The sequence below is a fragment of the Mycobacterium sp. genome (assembly GCF_049280035.1).
In the GTDB taxonomy this organism is placed as follows: domain Bacteria; phylum Actinomycetota; class Actinomycetes; order Mycobacteriales; family Mycobacteriaceae; genus Mycobacterium.
The window spans coordinates 1-14074 of the sequence record NZ_JBAPPI010000034.1 but is presented as its reverse complement, the minus strand read 5'-3'; the positions used below and the strand labels follow the sequence as shown (position 1 = coordinate 14074).

15 protein-coding genes are annotated in these 14074 nt (G+C 66.4%); 6 read left to right on the top strand and 9 right to left on the bottom strand.

The window, feature by feature from the left end:
- A partial coding sequence (locus WAN71_RS01160; protein WP_422223573.1) for a methylmalonyl-CoA mutase family protein occupies positions 1–796 on the bottom strand: 796 nt, incomplete at its 3' end.
- Between the two features lie 5 nt (positions 797–801).
- Positions 802–2697, bottom strand: coding sequence for a methylmalonyl-CoA mutase small subunit (gene mutA, locus WAN71_RS01155; RefSeq protein WP_422223572.1), 1896 nt, complete (start codon positions 2695–2697; stop codon positions 802–804).
- 177 nt (positions 2698–2874) lie between these two features.
- On the opposite strand from mutA, the gene WAN71_RS01150 reads away from it, so the two are divergent.
- From WAN71_RS01150 to WAN71_RS01135, 4 genes are read left to right on the top strand one after another with little or no spacing between them, the layout of a single operon-like run.
- Positions 2875–3153, top strand: coding sequence for a FeoA family protein (locus tag WAN71_RS01150; RefSeq protein WP_422223571.1), 279 nt, complete (start codon positions 2875–2877; stop codon positions 3151–3153).
- A gap of 3 nt (positions 3154–3156) precedes the next feature.
- Complete coding sequence (feoB, locus tag WAN71_RS01145; RefSeq protein WP_422223570.1) at positions 3157–5070, top strand: ferrous iron transporter B; 1914 nt, start codon at positions 3157–3159, stop codon at positions 5068–5070.
- Positions 5067–5645 (top strand): NifU family protein, encoded by a 579-nt coding sequence (locus tag WAN71_RS01140; RefSeq protein WP_422223569.1) that lies wholly within the window; start codon positions 5067–5069, stop codon positions 5643–5645. Before feoB ends, WAN71_RS01140 begins: the two co-directional genes overlap by 4 nt.
- Positions 5646–5703: 58 nt before the next feature.
- Positions 5704–6465, top strand: a complete 762-nt coding sequence (locus tag WAN71_RS01135) for a TVP38/TMEM64 family protein (RefSeq protein ID WP_422223568.1) — start codon at positions 5704–5706, stop codon at positions 6463–6465.
- Positions 6466–6939: 474 nt separating this feature from the next.
- Here WAN71_RS01135 and WAN71_RS01130 read toward each other — a convergent pair whose 3' ends face one another.
- Positions 6940–8358: an MFS transporter gene (locus tag WAN71_RS01130; protein ID WP_422223567.1), complete on the bottom strand. Its 1419-nt coding sequence runs from the start codon at positions 8356–8358 to the stop codon at positions 6940–6942.
- Between the two features lie 124 nt (positions 8359–8482).
- Between WAN71_RS01130 and WAN71_RS01125 the strand changes: the two genes are divergently transcribed.
- Positions 8483–8689: a hypothetical protein gene (locus WAN71_RS01125; protein WP_422223566.1), complete on the top strand. Its 207-nt coding sequence runs from the start codon at positions 8483–8485 to the stop codon at positions 8687–8689.
- Here the strand turns inward: WAN71_RS01125 and WAN71_RS01120 are convergent.
- The 3 genes from WAN71_RS01120 to WAN71_RS01110 are packed head-to-tail and all read right to left on the bottom strand — an operon-like array spanning position 8686 to position 10640.
- Positions 8686–9042 (bottom strand): DoxX family protein, encoded by a 357-nt coding sequence (locus WAN71_RS01120; RefSeq protein WP_422223565.1) that lies wholly within the window; start codon positions 9040–9042, stop codon positions 8686–8688. The genes WAN71_RS01125 and WAN71_RS01120 overlap by 4 nt on opposite strands.
- A gap of 1 nt (position 9043) precedes the next feature.
- A complete protein-coding gene (locus tag WAN71_RS01115; RefSeq protein ID WP_422223564.1) occupies positions 9044–10180 on the bottom strand; it encodes an SPFH domain-containing protein in 1137 nt (378 codons plus the stop codon).
- 25 nt (positions 10181–10205) lie between these two features.
- Entirely contained in the window at positions 10206–10640 is a 435-nt protein-coding gene (locus tag WAN71_RS01110) for an NfeD family protein (RefSeq protein ID WP_422223563.1), read from the bottom strand.
- Positions 10641–10698: 58 nt separating this feature from the next.
- Between WAN71_RS01110 and WAN71_RS01105 the strand changes: the two genes are divergently transcribed.
- Entirely contained in the window at positions 10699–11556 is an 858-nt protein-coding gene (locus WAN71_RS01105) for a hypothetical protein (protein WP_422223562.1), read from the top strand.
- Here the strand turns inward: WAN71_RS01105 and WAN71_RS01100 are convergent.
- The 3 genes from WAN71_RS01100 to WAN71_RS01090 all read right to left on the bottom strand — a co-directional run.
- Complete coding sequence (locus WAN71_RS01100; RefSeq protein ID WP_422223561.1) at positions 11553–12578, bottom strand: ferrochelatase; 1026 nt, start codon at positions 12576–12578, stop codon at positions 11553–11555. The genes WAN71_RS01105 and WAN71_RS01100 overlap by 4 nt on opposite strands.
- Before the next feature lie 6 nt (positions 12579–12584).
- On the bottom strand, positions 12585–13394 hold the full coding sequence (inhA, locus tag WAN71_RS01095) for an NADH-dependent enoyl-ACP reductase InhA (protein ID WP_422223560.1): 810 nt from the start codon (positions 13392–13394) through the stop codon (positions 12585–12587).
- Positions 13395–13424: 30 nt separating this feature from the next.
- A partial coding sequence (locus tag WAN71_RS01090; RefSeq protein WP_422223559.1) for an SDR family oxidoreductase occupies positions 13425–14074 on the bottom strand: 650 nt, incomplete at its 5' end.

Sequence of the window (14074 nt, the reverse complement as noted above, 5' to 3'; positions counted from 1 at the left end):
CGCCGGCCTCCTGCATGTGATAGCCGGAGATCGAGATCGAATTGTATTTCGGCATTTTTTGCGAGGTGTAGGCAAAGATATCCGAGATGATCCGCATCGAGGGCGCCGGCGGATAGATATAGGTGTTGCGCACCATGAACTCTTTGAGGATGTCGTTCTGGATGGTGCCGGCCAATTTTTCCGGAGACACCCCCTGCTCCTCGGCGGCCACCACGTACAACGCCAAGATCGGCAGCACGGCACCGTTCATGGTCATCGACACCGACACCGTCGACAAATCGATGCCGTCGAACAGCTGGCGCATGTCGAGAATGGAATCGATTGCCACACCGGCCATTCCGACGTCACCTTGAACGCGTGGGTGATCGGAGTCGTAGCCACGGTGGGTGGCCAGGTCGAAGGCGACCGATAGACCCTTCTGTCCGCCGGCGAGGTTGCGGCGGTAGAACGCGTTGGACTCCGCGGCCGTCGAAAACCCGGCGTACTGGCGGATTGTCCACGGCTGGTTGACATACATCGTCGGGTACGGCCCGCGCAGGAACGGTGGCTCACCGGGAAAAGTGTTCAGCGGGTAGCCTTCGGCCTCGACAGCGGAGCGGTCGGCGGCGATGTACACCGGTTTGACCTCAATGTCTTCCGGCGTGTGCCACACCAGCTGGTCGGGCGTATACCAGTTTGCGGCCGCGGCGGCCGCAATGTGCTTTTCCACTGCGGCTTCGGTCGACGGTGGCACGGTGCGTTCACTGTGCAACGGGATATCGGAGAAGCTACCCACAACAGGCGCGGTGGTCGTCATCGTCGCTACGCCCCTAACCGGCTTAGCATGCTCGAAAGAGTTTCCACCGCGTTGATTTTCATGGTCAGAAACTCGTCGGGCTGTTGTTTCGGATCTGTGTCCGCTACTGCTTTTTGCGGCCCGGCCAGGCAGACGTGCGAGACCCCTTCGCGCCGTGCCGCCTCGACGATTGCCGCCGCCTCGGTGCCGTAGCGGCCGTCGGTGCCGCAGATAACCGCCACGGTCGGCGAGCCGGCATCGGCGACAGCCTTGGCGACCCCGTCGGCGTCGACTGTTCCCGGGCTGACCGCCTCGATGCCCCCGGAAGCCAGCAGGTTCGCCGCGAACGTCGCCCGGATGTTGTGCTCGGCCAGCGGACCCAGCGGCAACAGCAGCGCCTGCGGGCGTGAACCCGTGCGGGCCAGATAGGCATCGGAACGGTCCCGCAGGGTTTCGAACGCGGCGGCATAGCGCACCAGGTTGCCCGCCGCGAGCGGCGAATGCTGCGAATCATTTTGCGGCAGAGCAGGTTCACCCAAATTCGGGTACTCGTTGACGCCGGTGATGGCAGTCCGGCGGTGCGCGATGTCGTCGGTGCGCAGTGCCGCTACCTCGCCGATCTGGTCGGCGACGTAGTCACGCGCGTCGACGAATCCGCCGTGTTTCTCGATGGCTTGGAAATGCTGCCAGGCCTGCTGGGCCAGCTGTTCGGTCAGGTCCTCGACGAACCATGATCCGCCCGCCGGGTCCAGAATCCGGCCGACGTGCGACTCTTCGAGCAGTAGCAGCTGAATGTTGCGGGCCATTCGGCGCGCGAAGCTGGTCGCCATGCCTGGAAAGCCGCCTGGAATCGCCACATCGAACGGAAACACCAGCACGGTGTCGGCGCCGCCCACACCGGCGCCGAACGCGGCCAACGTCGTTCGCAGCATGTTCACCCAGGGGTCGCGCTGGGTCATCATCGGCAACGACGTCTCGGCGTGCACGACCGCCCCGCCACTTTCCGGCTCCCCGACCACCTCAGCGACCCTCGCCCACAGCTGGCGCAGCGCCCGCACCTTGGCGATCGTCATGAACTGGTCGTCGTCGGCAGCCAGCCGGAAACTGATCTGACGCAGAGCCTGAGCGAGCGGTAGGCCGGACCCGGTCAGCACCCGGAGGTAGGCCACCGCGGCCGCCACGCTGCCGGCGAGTTCCCACGTCGCATTGGCGCCCAGATTGTGGAACGCGGGCCCGTCGACGGTGATCGCCCGCACACCATGGCTGCCGGCCACCTGCTTGGCGACGCCGAGGACTTCCTGGATCGACGGGGCCGGACGGTCGCTGAGCGACGCGGTCAGCGGGTCTGCCCCCAGGTCGACCGACAGCGTCGCGCGCTGGTCGGGTTCAACCTCGGCCACCAACGCCAGCAGGGCGTCGCACGCTGCCCGGTAGTCGGCACCGGCATCGAGGATCACCGGCGCCATGCTCAGATAGACGCCGTCGAGCACCTTCTCGAGTTGCCCGGGTGCCACACCGGACTCCCCCACCCGGATCAGCAGCGCGCCGACCCCCTCGGCCAGCCCGGCAAGCACAGCGGCGTTGACATCTTCGGCCCCAACCCCGGCTACCCGGTTAGCCGGAAGCGCCTCGGCCACCTTCCATCCGGACTTGACGTCGCGCAGCGCATCACCACCGCGCAGGTAAGGCCACTCGCCCGGCAGCGGCGGCTCCGGCAGCTCGTCCAGCGCGGTGTACAGCGGGCGGATCGCGAAGCCCTCGTAGGTCGGGCTGTCGAGCAGCCGCTCGGGTTCTGAACCCAGGGCCTCGAGGTCCTTGGCGTCCCGCCGGGTGCTCTTGGCCAGCACTCCGGCCACCGCCGTGCGCCAGCGGGCCCGCCCCTCTGCGGGGTCGGCGGGCCCAATGGACACATCGACTGACACCGGCGGCTCCTTTGTCGCAGCGTGTGGCGGCTCCAACGCTGGCCTGCCACTTGACCACCAGGCTAAATGATCGTCAGCGACGCCCTAAAGGCGACCGGTGGCACCTGGGGGACCCCGGCGTCCTGCGCAAGTTAGGTTTACCTCAGTTAGGTAAGAACGGCTAATGTCAGATCGATAATGCGGACCCGGGCGCAGCACGCACGCGATCAAGCCAGGTCGGTGATCGTGCTGGCGCAGCTGCCGCCCGGCCAGCGAGCAACGGTGGTGGGCACGCTCCCACAGGCGGCCTCCGCGATAGCAAACCGATTAGGGCAATTAGGCTTTCGAGCGACGGCCCAAGTCGACGTGATCCGTCGCGCACCGCTGGGTGACCCAACCATCTACCGGGTCCAAGACACCGAACTGTGTCTGCGCCGCCGCGAAGCGCAGCTGATTGTCGTCGTCCCCGAAACCTGACCGATGACCGCCTGCCACGACGTCGCTGCAACGCCGGTCGCCCTCGCCGGTGTCCGGCGAGTGGCCCTGGTGGGCAGCCCGAACGCCGGCAAGACCAGTGTTTTCAATCACCTGACCGGCTTGCACGCCAAGACCGGCAACTATCCGGGCGTCACCGTCGGGCGCAGCGTCGGCAGCACCAAAGTCGACGGCGTGACGATCGCCGTGGAAGACCTGCCCGGAACCTACAGCCTCGACCCGATCAGTCCGGACGAGCAGGTGGTGACCGACCTACTGGCCGGCGAATATCCCGAGATCGACCGGCCCGACGCGGTGGTGCTGGTCGCCGACGCCACCACGCTACGTCGCTCGATCATGCTGGTCGGCCAGGTGCTACGGCTAGACCTACCGTGCCTGCTGGCGCTGACCATGAGCGACGAATTGACCTCCCGCGGCGGCGGGATCGATGTCGAGGCGTTGTCGACGGCGCTGGGCATCCCGGTTGTCGCGGTCGTCGCGCACCGCGGGTCGGGCATCGACAGGCTGCGGGCACAGCTGGCGTCCTACGCGCGTTGGCAACGCCCGCCGGTACTTCCCCCGGCCAACCAAGACGCCGTCGACGCCTGGGGCCGGTCGGTGCTCGATGCGGCCGACTACGTTGCGCCGCAACCGGATCGGCGCACCGCCCGGATCGACCGAGTGCTGCTGCACCCGCTGTGGGGCACGGTCGCGTTCTTCACAGTGATGTTCGGCTTCTTTCAAGTCCTGTTCACCATCGCTGCGCCGCTGCGGGACGGCATCAGCGACGGATTGACCTGGGTGGGCGGGCAGGTTGCCGAGCACATCGGTAATCCGGTCCTCCGCGGGCTGCTCGGAGAGGGGCTTATCGGCGGGGTCGGCACCGTGCTGCAGTTCATCCCGCAGATCGTGTTGCTGTTCTTGCTGATCGCGCTGCTGGAGAACATCGGCTACATGTCGCGGGCAGCGTTCTTGATGGATCGAGTGATGGCCAAGACGGGGCTGGAGGGCCGCGCCTTCGTCGCGATGCTGTCGTCGTTTGCCTGCGCGATCCCGGGCATCATGGCCACCCGGACGTTGCCGTCGTCGCGCGACCGGATCGCCACCATCGTCACTGCGCCGTTGATGACATGCTCGGCCCGGCTACCGGTATACACGCTGTTGGTCGGTCTGCTGGTGGCACCGCAAACGCAATGGTGGGGGCTCAGCGCCCAGGGTGTCACGATGTTCCTGCTGTACCTGGGCGGCGGCACCTCTTCGCTGATCGCCGCGTCAGTGGTCAAGTCAACGATTCTGCGCGGTGATCTGCTGCCGTTCACCATGGAGCTTCCGCCCTACCGGTTCCCGTCGCTGACAGTGCTGCTGGCCGCGATGTGGAGTGCGGCCAAGGTGTTCTTGCGCAAGGCGGGAACCATCATCCTGGGCACTTCCTTGGTCTTGTGGGCGCTGCTCAACCTGCCACTCCGCGAGGCCGAGACCCAGGGGCGCTCCCCGACCGACGCAGGCGCCTATGTCATGAACCACAGCTACGCCGCCGACGTCGGCAAAGCTGTCGCGCCGGTGTTCCAACCACTGGGCTTCGATTGGCGCACCGATGTCGCTCTGGTTGGCTCGCTTTCGGCGCGCGAAGTGTTCGTCTCCACCCTGGGCCAGGTGTCGGCGGCCACCAACCCGGCCAACCCGCGCCAGGCGTTGGCCACCATGACCGACGATCGCGGCCACCGGGTGTTCACCGCCCCGACCGTCATCGCACTGATGACGTATTTCATGTTTGCGTTGCAGTGCATGTCGACCATCGCGGTGATGCGCCGCGAGACCAACTCGTGGCGGTGGCCGGCCTTCGCCTTTTCCTACATGTTTGTTCTGGCCTGGGTGATGGCGTTTGTTGCCCGGTCGATTGCGGTGGGGCTGGGCGCATGATTCCGATTCACGCCACAGCCACCGCGGACCCGCAACAGCTGCGCTGGGTGATCGCCGCCGACCGGCTGCCGCCCGCCGGCACCGTCCGCCGGGCCCCCGGCCGACTCGGCGCCTTGCTGGACGGCGCGGTAATCGACGAGATAGTCATCCACACCGGCTTGGCCAAAGGCGAAGTGCTGATCACACTCAGCGCCGGCAATCGCTGGCGTGAGTTCGGCGATGACGTCCGCGAAGCCCTCACCGATGCACTGCTGGACCCGGCGGGTTGGCGAGTCGACGCCTCAGACAGCACCGGCCGGCTGGAAGCGATCGCCGCGGAGCTGCTCGCCGGTCCGATCGGCGCGCTCGCCGAATCGCACGGGGGGTCGATCGAGTTGGTCTCGGTGGTCGGTCACACCGTGACCGTGCGGATGTCGGGCGCGTGCCACGGTTGCCCGGCGGCGAGCTCTACCCTCCACGACACGTTGCAGCGAGAACTGCGGCTACGGGCCGGCCAACAGGTCAGGGTTCGCACTGAAAACGATTCGACTGCAACGCCATTGGGCAAGAAGCTGTTGTCGTTGTTAGTCCGCTGAGATATTTGTCATCTCCGGTGGGCATCGACGGACACCGAGACCCGTACTCTTGAACTTTGTGACGGCGCCCGCCACCAGGAGATTTGCTGACGCGCTGCGCGGCTTGGCCGCAGCAGTCGCGGCGACGGCACGCCAGGTGTCCAAGCGGCGGATCGTCGTGACGGGTTTGGTGGTGGCGGTGTTGATCGCGGTGGCGCTGCTGGTTCGGCTGCCCACGGCGGTGCAGATGCGGGACTGGGCAACCTCGGTGGGCCCGTGGTTCCCGCTGGCCTTTCTGGCCGCCCACATTGTGGTGACGGTGTTGCCTTTTCCGCGCACTGCGTTCACGTTGGCCGCCGGTCTGCTGTTTGGGCCGGTCCTGGGGGTAACGCTGGCGGTGGTGGCCAGCACGGCCAGCGCGGTGATCGCGCTGGTGTTGGTCCGCGCGGCCGGCTGGCAACTCAGCCGGCTGGTTCGCCACCAGGCCGTGGAGGCGGTCGACGCCCGTCTGCGCGACCGCGGCTGGATTGCCGTGATGTCGCTGCGGCTGATCCCGGCGGTGCCGTTTTCGGTGCTCAACTATGCCGTCGGCGCGTCGGCGATTCGGGCGCTGCCCTACACGTTGGCGACGCTGGCGGGTGTGCTTCCCGGGACGGCGGCAGTGGTGATCCTGGGCGACGCGCTCACCGGTCACGTCAGCCCGCTGCTGATTCTGGTGTCGCTGTGCACGGGCATCGTCGGGGTTGCGCTGCTGGCTTACGAGATCCGGCACCACCGGCGGCACCCAACGGCACGGGTGACCGAAATCGACGTTGCGGGCGAGCCGGCGCTTCGCGGGTAATCCGCCTCGCTGCATGTTTTCGGCGCGACCTGCGATTTCGGCCTACACTCGAGCGATGCGTCCGCGCCCAGCCGCCCGGGGGCTGTTCGTCACCGTGGTGAAGGTCTGGGAGGAGAACAGAAATGGACGCTAAACGCTTAGCGGCCGCTGCGCGGATCGCGGTCGGCGTTGGCATAGCAACGCTGGCGGGCGGGACGGCACAAGTCAACGCCGCTCCGTCGGATCCGCCCCCGCCTTGCCCGACCTGCCAACCGAATCCGAATCCGAGTCCGCCGCAGGGCATTCCAGCCAAAAAATGCTGGACGGGCGGACGCCAGGGGCCGGGAGGTCCTAAGGGCGGCGGTGGGGTGCCGGTATACCCTGCGCAGTGCCCCCCAGCCGCGCCGCCGCCGAGCTGACCGGTCCGAGCTTTCTCTCGCTGCGCGACAATTGACCTTAAGCGCGCGGCTATCCCACGTCCTCGGGGCGCAGCCACTAAGCATCCTTCGCCAACTCACGGGCCTCCTGCTCCGTCTCGACCGCGGGCGCTGATCCCGGTAGCCGCTTACCCGCCACCTCCGGCATAAACGGGAGAGTCAGCGCGCCCACCAACCCCACGAAGATCAACATGTATGCCGGCATCATGGCGTTGCCGGTGCCGGACACCAACGCCTGGGCGATCAGCGGGGTGGAACCGCCGACCGCCGATATCGAGATGTTGTAGGCGATGGCCAGTGCTCCGTAGCGCACGTCGGTGGGAAACAGTGCCGGCAGCGTGGCTGGCGAAGTGCTGTCAAAGCACAGTTCCATCAGCCCGATCAACAGCACACCGATGAAGATCACCGGATAGCCGCCGGCGGAGCGGATGAGCAGGAGTGCCGGAATGGATGCCGCAATCAGCAGGCCGCAGCCAATCCACATGATTGGTTTGACGCCGATATGGTCGGACAGCCAGGCAACGAACACCAGAACGACCATCAAGATCGTCAACGTGGCGGTGATCATCACCAGTGCAGCGGTGTGCCCGACACGCACGACCACCTCGAGGTAGGTCGGCAAGTATCCGGTGAGCATGTAGTCCGCGGCGGTGGCCGTGAGCACCAAAGCCGCACAAATCAGCATCGGCTTCCATTGCTGGACGACCATGCGCCGAAACTGGTGCAGGCCAGGTTCATCCGGCGCATCCGTACCGTCGCTGGCCTTCTGGTAGGCCGCGGACTCCTCGAGCCGCAGCCGCAGATAAAAGGCCACAACGCCGAACGGCGCGCTGAGCAACAGCGGAATCCGCCATCCCCACGTCAGCATGTCGTGGCTCGGCAGCCAGGTTTGTAGCCCGGTCACTAGCAGCCCGGCGAGCACGAACCCGCTCAGGTTGCCCATCGGCAAGAACCCGACCATCAGGCCCCGCTTGCGATCGGGGACCTGCTCACCTAGGTAGGTCATCGCCCCGACGTACTCACCGCCGGTCGACAGGCCTTGGAAGACCCGCGCGACCACGAGCAGAATCGGCGCCCAGATGCCGATGGCGCTGTAGCCGGGCAACAAGCCGGTCGCGGTGGTACCCACCGTCATCAACATGATCGTGGTCATCAACACCCGCTTACGCCCGATGCGGTCACCGAGCGGACCGAAGATGAACCCGCCGAGCGGACGCACCACGAATGCCGCCGCCAAAGTCCCGAAGGTGGCGATGAGGTGGACCGCGGTGACGCTGTTGCCGGGATAGAACACCTGCGCGATCGTGGTGGCGATATAGCCGTAGACGCCGAAGTCGTACCACTCCATGAAGTTGCCGATCGCGGTACCCGCGATCGAATGGCGCGCCACGGTGGGGTCGACGACCCGAATGTCGGCGCGGGTCCATTTGCGGCGGCGACGGCGACGAGTACCTTTGCGCCCGCGTGCAGTGTTCATCGGGAGGTCACATACCCACTACCGCCTCGCGGCAATGCCGCAGTGATCAACGCCGCTCGCGGAAAAGGTTGGCCACCGGATACTCGCCGTAGATTCCGCGCTCGTCACCTCGAAGAACCCGGCGATGCTGTTGCTCAGCCCGCGCAGCGAGCTGAGCAACACGGCGGGCGTCGGCTTCCCGTTGAGCGCGGGCAGCCCGAAGCTACGCACGCACGACATAGAAGAGCAGGACGAGTGCGATCGCGCCGCCGACGGGGTGCTAGAGCCCGCCGTCAGCCGACTCTCCGAGACCGATACCGGGCTGCCGATCGTCGAGCTGCGGCCCGGTTAATCTCCGTTCGGCCCCTTGGCCGTCAGCACCGCGTAGGTGGCCAGGAACGACGCCGCCGGAACGGCATTCACGATTCGGTCGCGCGCGCGAAGATGCGCGCCTACCGCGAGAGCAAAGTACAGCGTCAGCATCGCCGTGGTCAGGCGCGCCAACGCCGGGATCCGACTGGCCGAGAGCAGACCGATCACGGAGGCGGCCTTAGAGGCCGGAAGAAGCCACCGAATATCTTGTGGAATGTGCAGATTGTCAAGGGTTTTCGCGATCGGCGACAGCGGGATCGCGCAGGCGACCGCATCACCAGCCTGAAAAGCGGCAAGCGCCGCATACGTTTTCGGTGAAGTCAGGGCGCTCATGTCACTGATTCAGCTGCGACGGCGGCGGGAAGGTGCCCTCGACCGGGTTGCGCGCGTCGGCCTCGGCCTTGGCCACCGCCTGGAGAATCGCCGGGTCGGTTTCGGTGGAGAACCAGTCGGCGACCTCGGCATCGTCGTCGGCAGCGGCGTGCTTGGGAACGTCGTCGACCGGCGACGGCTGGTACCGGAACACCCCGTCCGAGCCGGGAGCGCCCAGCAGCTTGGCGAATCCCTGTAACGCCGTGCCGAAGTCGCTGGGCACCAGCCACACCTTGTTGGCTTCGCCCTGCGCCATCTTCGGCAAGACCTGCAGGTACTGATAGGCCAGCATCTCCGGGGTGGGCCGGCCGGCTTTGATCGCGGCGAACGTCTTCTCGATCGCCTTGGCCTGGCCCTGCGCCTGAAAGTAGGCGGCGGCCCGCTCACCCTGCGCCCGCAACATCCGGGATTGCCGGTCGGCTTCGGCGGCCAGGATCGCTGCCTGCTTGGCGCCTTCGGCGGCCAGGATCTGCGCCTGCTTCTCGCCCTCAGCCTGTGTGATCGCGGCCTGGCGGCTACCTTCGGCGGTCAGGATCACCGCCCGCTTCTCCCGGTCGGCCTTCATCTGCTTTTCCATCGAGGCCTGAATCGACGGCGGCGGATCGATGCTGCGCAGCTCGACCCGTGCCACCCGCAGGCCCCACCGGCCGGTCGCCTCGTCGAGCACGCCGCGCAACTGGCCGTTGATCTTGTCGCGGGAGGTCAGGGTCTGCTCCAGCGTCATCCCGCCGACCACGTTGCGCAGCGTGGTGGTGGTGAGCTGCTCGACCCCGACGATGTAGTTGCTGATCTCATAGACCGCCGCCTGCGGGTTGGTGACCTGGAAGTACACCACGGTGTCGATGTTGAGGGTCAGGTTGTCCTCGGTGATCACCGGCTGTGGCGGAAATGACACCACCCGTTCGCGCAGGTCCACCCGGGCGCGGACGCGGTCGATGAACGGAATCAGCAGGGTTAGCTGCCCGCTGATCGTGCGGCTATATCGGCCCAACCGTTCGATCACCGCCGCTTCAGCCTGCGGGATCAGCGCGACCGACTTGGCCACCACAATGATGGCGAACACCACCAGAACACCCAGAAATACCAGACCAGCAACCACAGTTTCTCCTATTGCTCCAGAGGGCTTACGCGTTCTTCCAGACCACCGCGGTGGCCCCGTCGATATGCATGACGGTCACCCGCTCGCCGGGTTCGAAGACATCACCGTCGTTCATCGGTCGCGCCGTCCACACCTGGCCGTCCACCTTCACCTGCCCTTCGTCACGGGCGACCCGGTCGAGGACCAGTGCGCTTTTCCCCTCCAGCGCCTTGATACCCGTCGGCAGGCCCTTTGCGGGGGTCAGGCGCCGCCGCAGCACTGGCCGGACCAGCGCCACCAGAAGCACCGAAACTATCAGGAACACTGCCCCGTCGGCCCAGATCGGCAAGTTCAGCAGCCAACTGGATCCGGCCGCGGCCAGCGCACCGCCGCTGAGCATCAGCATGAACATATCGCCGGTCAGCGCCTCGACACCGGCCAGCCCGAACGCGACGATCAGCCAGATCACAGCCGCAGGCATACCGCCAGAGTATCGCGTGATCGGCCTCGGTCACGGCGAACAACTAGACTGCGAAACCATGTGGTGCCCCAGCGCAACGCTCTCCGTCTGGGCCAACGCCTGGCTTGCCGGCAAGGCCGCGCCCGACGATGTCCTCGACGCGCTATCTTGTTGGGCGCCAATACAATCGGTTACCGCATACGATGCGGTCGCCGCGGGCCATACCGGATTGCCGTGGCCGGACGTGCACGACGCCGGCGCAGTATCGCTGCTGCAGACGCTGCGCACCGCCGCCGGTCGGCCGCCGACGGGCGCACCTTCGATCAAGGTGGTGCTGCCCGTTCCCGGCGATGTCCGCGGGCTGGCGGCAGGCTCCCAGTTCGAGCGGGACGCGTTGGCCGCGGGAGAAGCGGTGATCGTCAGCAATCCCGACGATCCCGGCGTCGCGGTCGGGCTGGTGCCCGAATTCGGATATGACGAATCTGACGACGAACTCGTGGTACCCGAATTATGTGCGCTGTCCTGGACGGTCTATTCACTGCCGGGCGCCCCGGTCGTCGACGATACCGAGCTGGGCCAGGCCGAATACGCCCTCCGGCTGGCGGTGCGTTCAGCCGCCGACGCGCTGACCGCAATCGGCCTGGGCTCCACCGGCGTCGACATCGACGATCCGCGCGGGCTCGTCGAGCAGTTGTTGGAATCCGCGCGGCAGCACCAAGCTCCCGAGCCTGCGCCGTCGCGTGCCTTGCGGGTGCTGGAGAACGCCGCACATGTCGACGCGATCATCGTGGTCAGCGCCGGGCTGACCCGGATCGGAACGCAGTCGTTGTCGGAGGCCCAGATCGCCACCGACGCGCTGCGTCCGCTCGCCGCTGTGGTGCGGTCGGCGAGAATGGCTGCGCTCAGCGCGATTCTGCACGCCGCCTGGCGGGCCTAGCCCGCCGATCGGTCCGCGCGTTGCTCCGCGACACAGTGCGGCGCACGGCACGGCTCACCGTTGATGCTGGCCGCGCAGCCTGGCACCGGATCGGGTCCGCTCACCCGGGCAGGCGCACGGTCGTATCGCAATTCGTCGATCAGGTCTACGGCCAGACGGGCGAAACGCCGATCGGCATTGGGCGTACTGGCCCGCGCAAATGCGATACCGGCCGTGTCGGCTTGTGCGCGCAACTCGGTGTCGAGGTCCCACGCCACCTCGATGTGGTCGGAAACGAATCCGATCGGGCAAACGATGACGGCCTTGGTGCCGACCTCGGCCAGTGCCGCGAGGTGATCGGCGACATCGGGCTCCAGCCACGGCACTTGCGGAGGGCCCGATCGTGACTGCCAGGCCAGGTCGTAGTCGGCGTAACCAGCGGCGGCCGCGACAAGCCCTGCGGCATAACGCACTTGGCGGCTATACAGATTAGGGCCGAGACGGCTGTCTGCGGCTACTGGGATGGAGTGCGCGGTGAACACCAGTCGCGCGTCGTCGGGCACAGTCTCCGCCGCGGCTGCGATGTTGTCGGCGAACATCTCGACGAATAGTGGATGGTCGAAGTATCGCCGCAGTTTGACGAGTTCGGGCGCCTCAGGCCCGGCCGCCCGCCTGGCGCGGTCGATATCTTCGGAATACTGTGTGCAGCTGGAGTATCCGCTCCACGCGGATGTTGCGAATACCGCGGCGCGGCGAACACCGTTGTCGCGCATGGTCGCGACGGTGTCTTCGACGTAGGGTTCCCAGTTGCGGTTGCCGAAATAGACCGGGAGGTACAACTCCGCTTGCAGTTGGGCGACCAGCGCCCGGTTGATCTCGTTGATCGGCGACACCCCGCCGAAGTGCATATAGTGCGCTGCGACGTGGTCAAGGCGCTCAGGCGGCACATTGCGAGCCCGGGTGACGTTCTCCAGGAACGGCCTTACCTGCTCGGGCCCTTCCGGGCCGCCGAACGACAGCAGTAGGACCGCCTCGAATTCCATTGTGTGTTAAAGCAACTGCGTGCTGGCGCCGCCGTCGGCGTAGATGATTGTCCCGGTGGTCGCCGGCAGCCATTCGGAAAGCAGGGCGCACACCGTCTTGGCGACCGGCGTGGGGTCCTTCATGTTCCAACCGACGGGAGCGCGCTGATCCCAGCCCTCTTCCAGCAGCTGGATCTGGGCGCCGGCCTCGTCGCCGAGCGCGCCACCGACGATCGCGCTCATTGCCAATGTTCGGATAGGCCCTGCGGCAACGAGATTGGAGCGGACGCCGAACTTACCGGCTTCGCGCGCCACAAACCGGTTGACCGACTCCAGCGCGCTCTTGGCGACCGTCATCCAGTTGTAGGCCGGCATCGCCCGACTCGGGTCGAAGTCCATGCCGACGATGGAACCGCCGGGGTTCATGATGGGCAGCAGTGCCTTGGCCAGCGCGGCATACGAGTACGCGGAGATGTGGATGCCCTTGGCGACATCCTCGTAGGGCGCGTCGAAGAACGGGTTGATGCCCATTCCGCTCTGCGGCATGAACCCGATCGAATGCACCACGCCGTCGAGCTTGTTGCCCTCGCCGATCTCGGCCGTCACCCGCTCGGCCAGGCTGTCGAGGTGCTTCTCGTCTTGCACGTCGAGTTCGACCAGCGGGGCCTTCTCCGGTAGCCGGTCGGCGATGCGCTGGATCAGCCGCAGCCGGTCGAAGCCGGTCAGCACCAGCTGGGCGCCCTCTTCCTGGGCCACCCGCGCGATGTGGAACGCAATCGACGCGTCGGTGATGATCCCGCTGACCAGAATCCGTTTGCCTTCAAGCAGTCCTGCCATATCCGTCCTTGTTCGTTTCAGGGTCGTCCGTCAGTGACCCATGCCCATGCCGCCGTCGACCGGGATCACCGCACCCGAGATGTAACTCGCATCCTCGGACGCCAGGAAGCTGACCACCCCGGCGACCTCGGCGGCGGTGCCAACCCGCTTGGCCGGGATGAATTCCAGTGCCCCTTGTTGAATCCGCTCATCCAGCGCGCGTGTCATATCCGTGTCGATGTAGCCGGGGGCCACCACATTCGCGGTCACCCCGGCCTTTGACAGCTCCCGGGCGATCGAGCGGGCCATGCCGATCACACCGGCTTTGGAGGCTGCGTAATTGGCCTGGTTGCCGATGCCCCAGGAGCCGGAGACCGAACCTATGAAGATCATCCGGCCGAACCGCTTCTTGGTCATGCTGCGCGATGCGCGCTGAGCCACCCGAAATGCCCCGGTGAGGTTGGCGTCGATGACCTTTTCGAACTTTTCCTCGGTCATCCGCATGAGGAACGCGTCCGCGGCCACGCCGGCGTTGGACACCAGGACCTCGACCGGACCCTGGTGCTCCTCGACCTCTTTGAAGGCGCGATCGACGGCGTCGTTGTCGGTCACGTCACACTCCACGCCGAATAGCCCCTGGGGCGCCCCGGTTCCGCGGTGCGTGACGGCCACCTTGTGGCCGTCGGCGGCCAGCCGCTGTG

What these genes read in the sequence shown, in the direction of transcription:
- WAN71_RS01150 (WP_422223571.1), top strand. Translation starts at nt 2,875, where the DNA reads ATGCGGACCCGGGCGCAGCACGCACGCGATCAAGCCAGGTCGGTGATC.
- feoB (WP_422223570.1), top strand. Translation starts at nt 3,157, where the DNA reads ATGACCGCCTGCCACGACGTCGCTGCAACGCCGGTCGCCCTCGCCGGT.
- WAN71_RS01140 (WP_422223569.1), top strand. Translation starts at nt 5,067, where the DNA reads ATGATTCCGATTCACGCCACAGCCACCGCGGACCCGCAACAGCTGCGC.
- WAN71_RS01130 (WP_422223567.1), bottom strand. Translation starts at nt 8,358, where the DNA reads ATGAACACTGCACGCGGGCGCAAAGGTACTCGTCGCCGTCGCCGCCGC.
- WAN71_RS01125 (WP_422223566.1), top strand. Translation starts at nt 8,483, where the DNA reads ATGCTGTTGCTCAGCCCGCGCAGCGAGCTGAGCAACACGGCGGGCGTC.
- WAN71_RS01120 (WP_422223565.1), bottom strand. Translation starts at nt 9,042, where the DNA reads ATGAGCGCCCTGACTTCACCGAAAACGTATGCGGCGCTTGCCGCTTTT.
- WAN71_RS01110 (WP_422223563.1), bottom strand. Translation starts at nt 10,640, where the DNA reads ATGCCTGCGGCTGTGATCTGGCTGATCGTCGCGTTCGGGCTGGCCGGT.
- WAN71_RS01105 (WP_422223562.1), top strand. Translation starts at nt 10,699, where the DNA reads ATGTGGTGCCCCAGCGCAACGCTCTCCGTCTGGGCCAACGCCTGGCTT.
- WAN71_RS01100 (WP_422223561.1), bottom strand. Translation starts at nt 12,578, where the DNA reads ATGGAATTCGAGGCGGTCCTACTGCTGTCGTTCGGCGGCCCGGAAGGG.
- inhA (WP_422223560.1), bottom strand. Translation starts at nt 13,394, where the DNA reads ATGGCAGGACTGCTTGAAGGCAAACGGATTCTGGTCAGCGGGATCATC.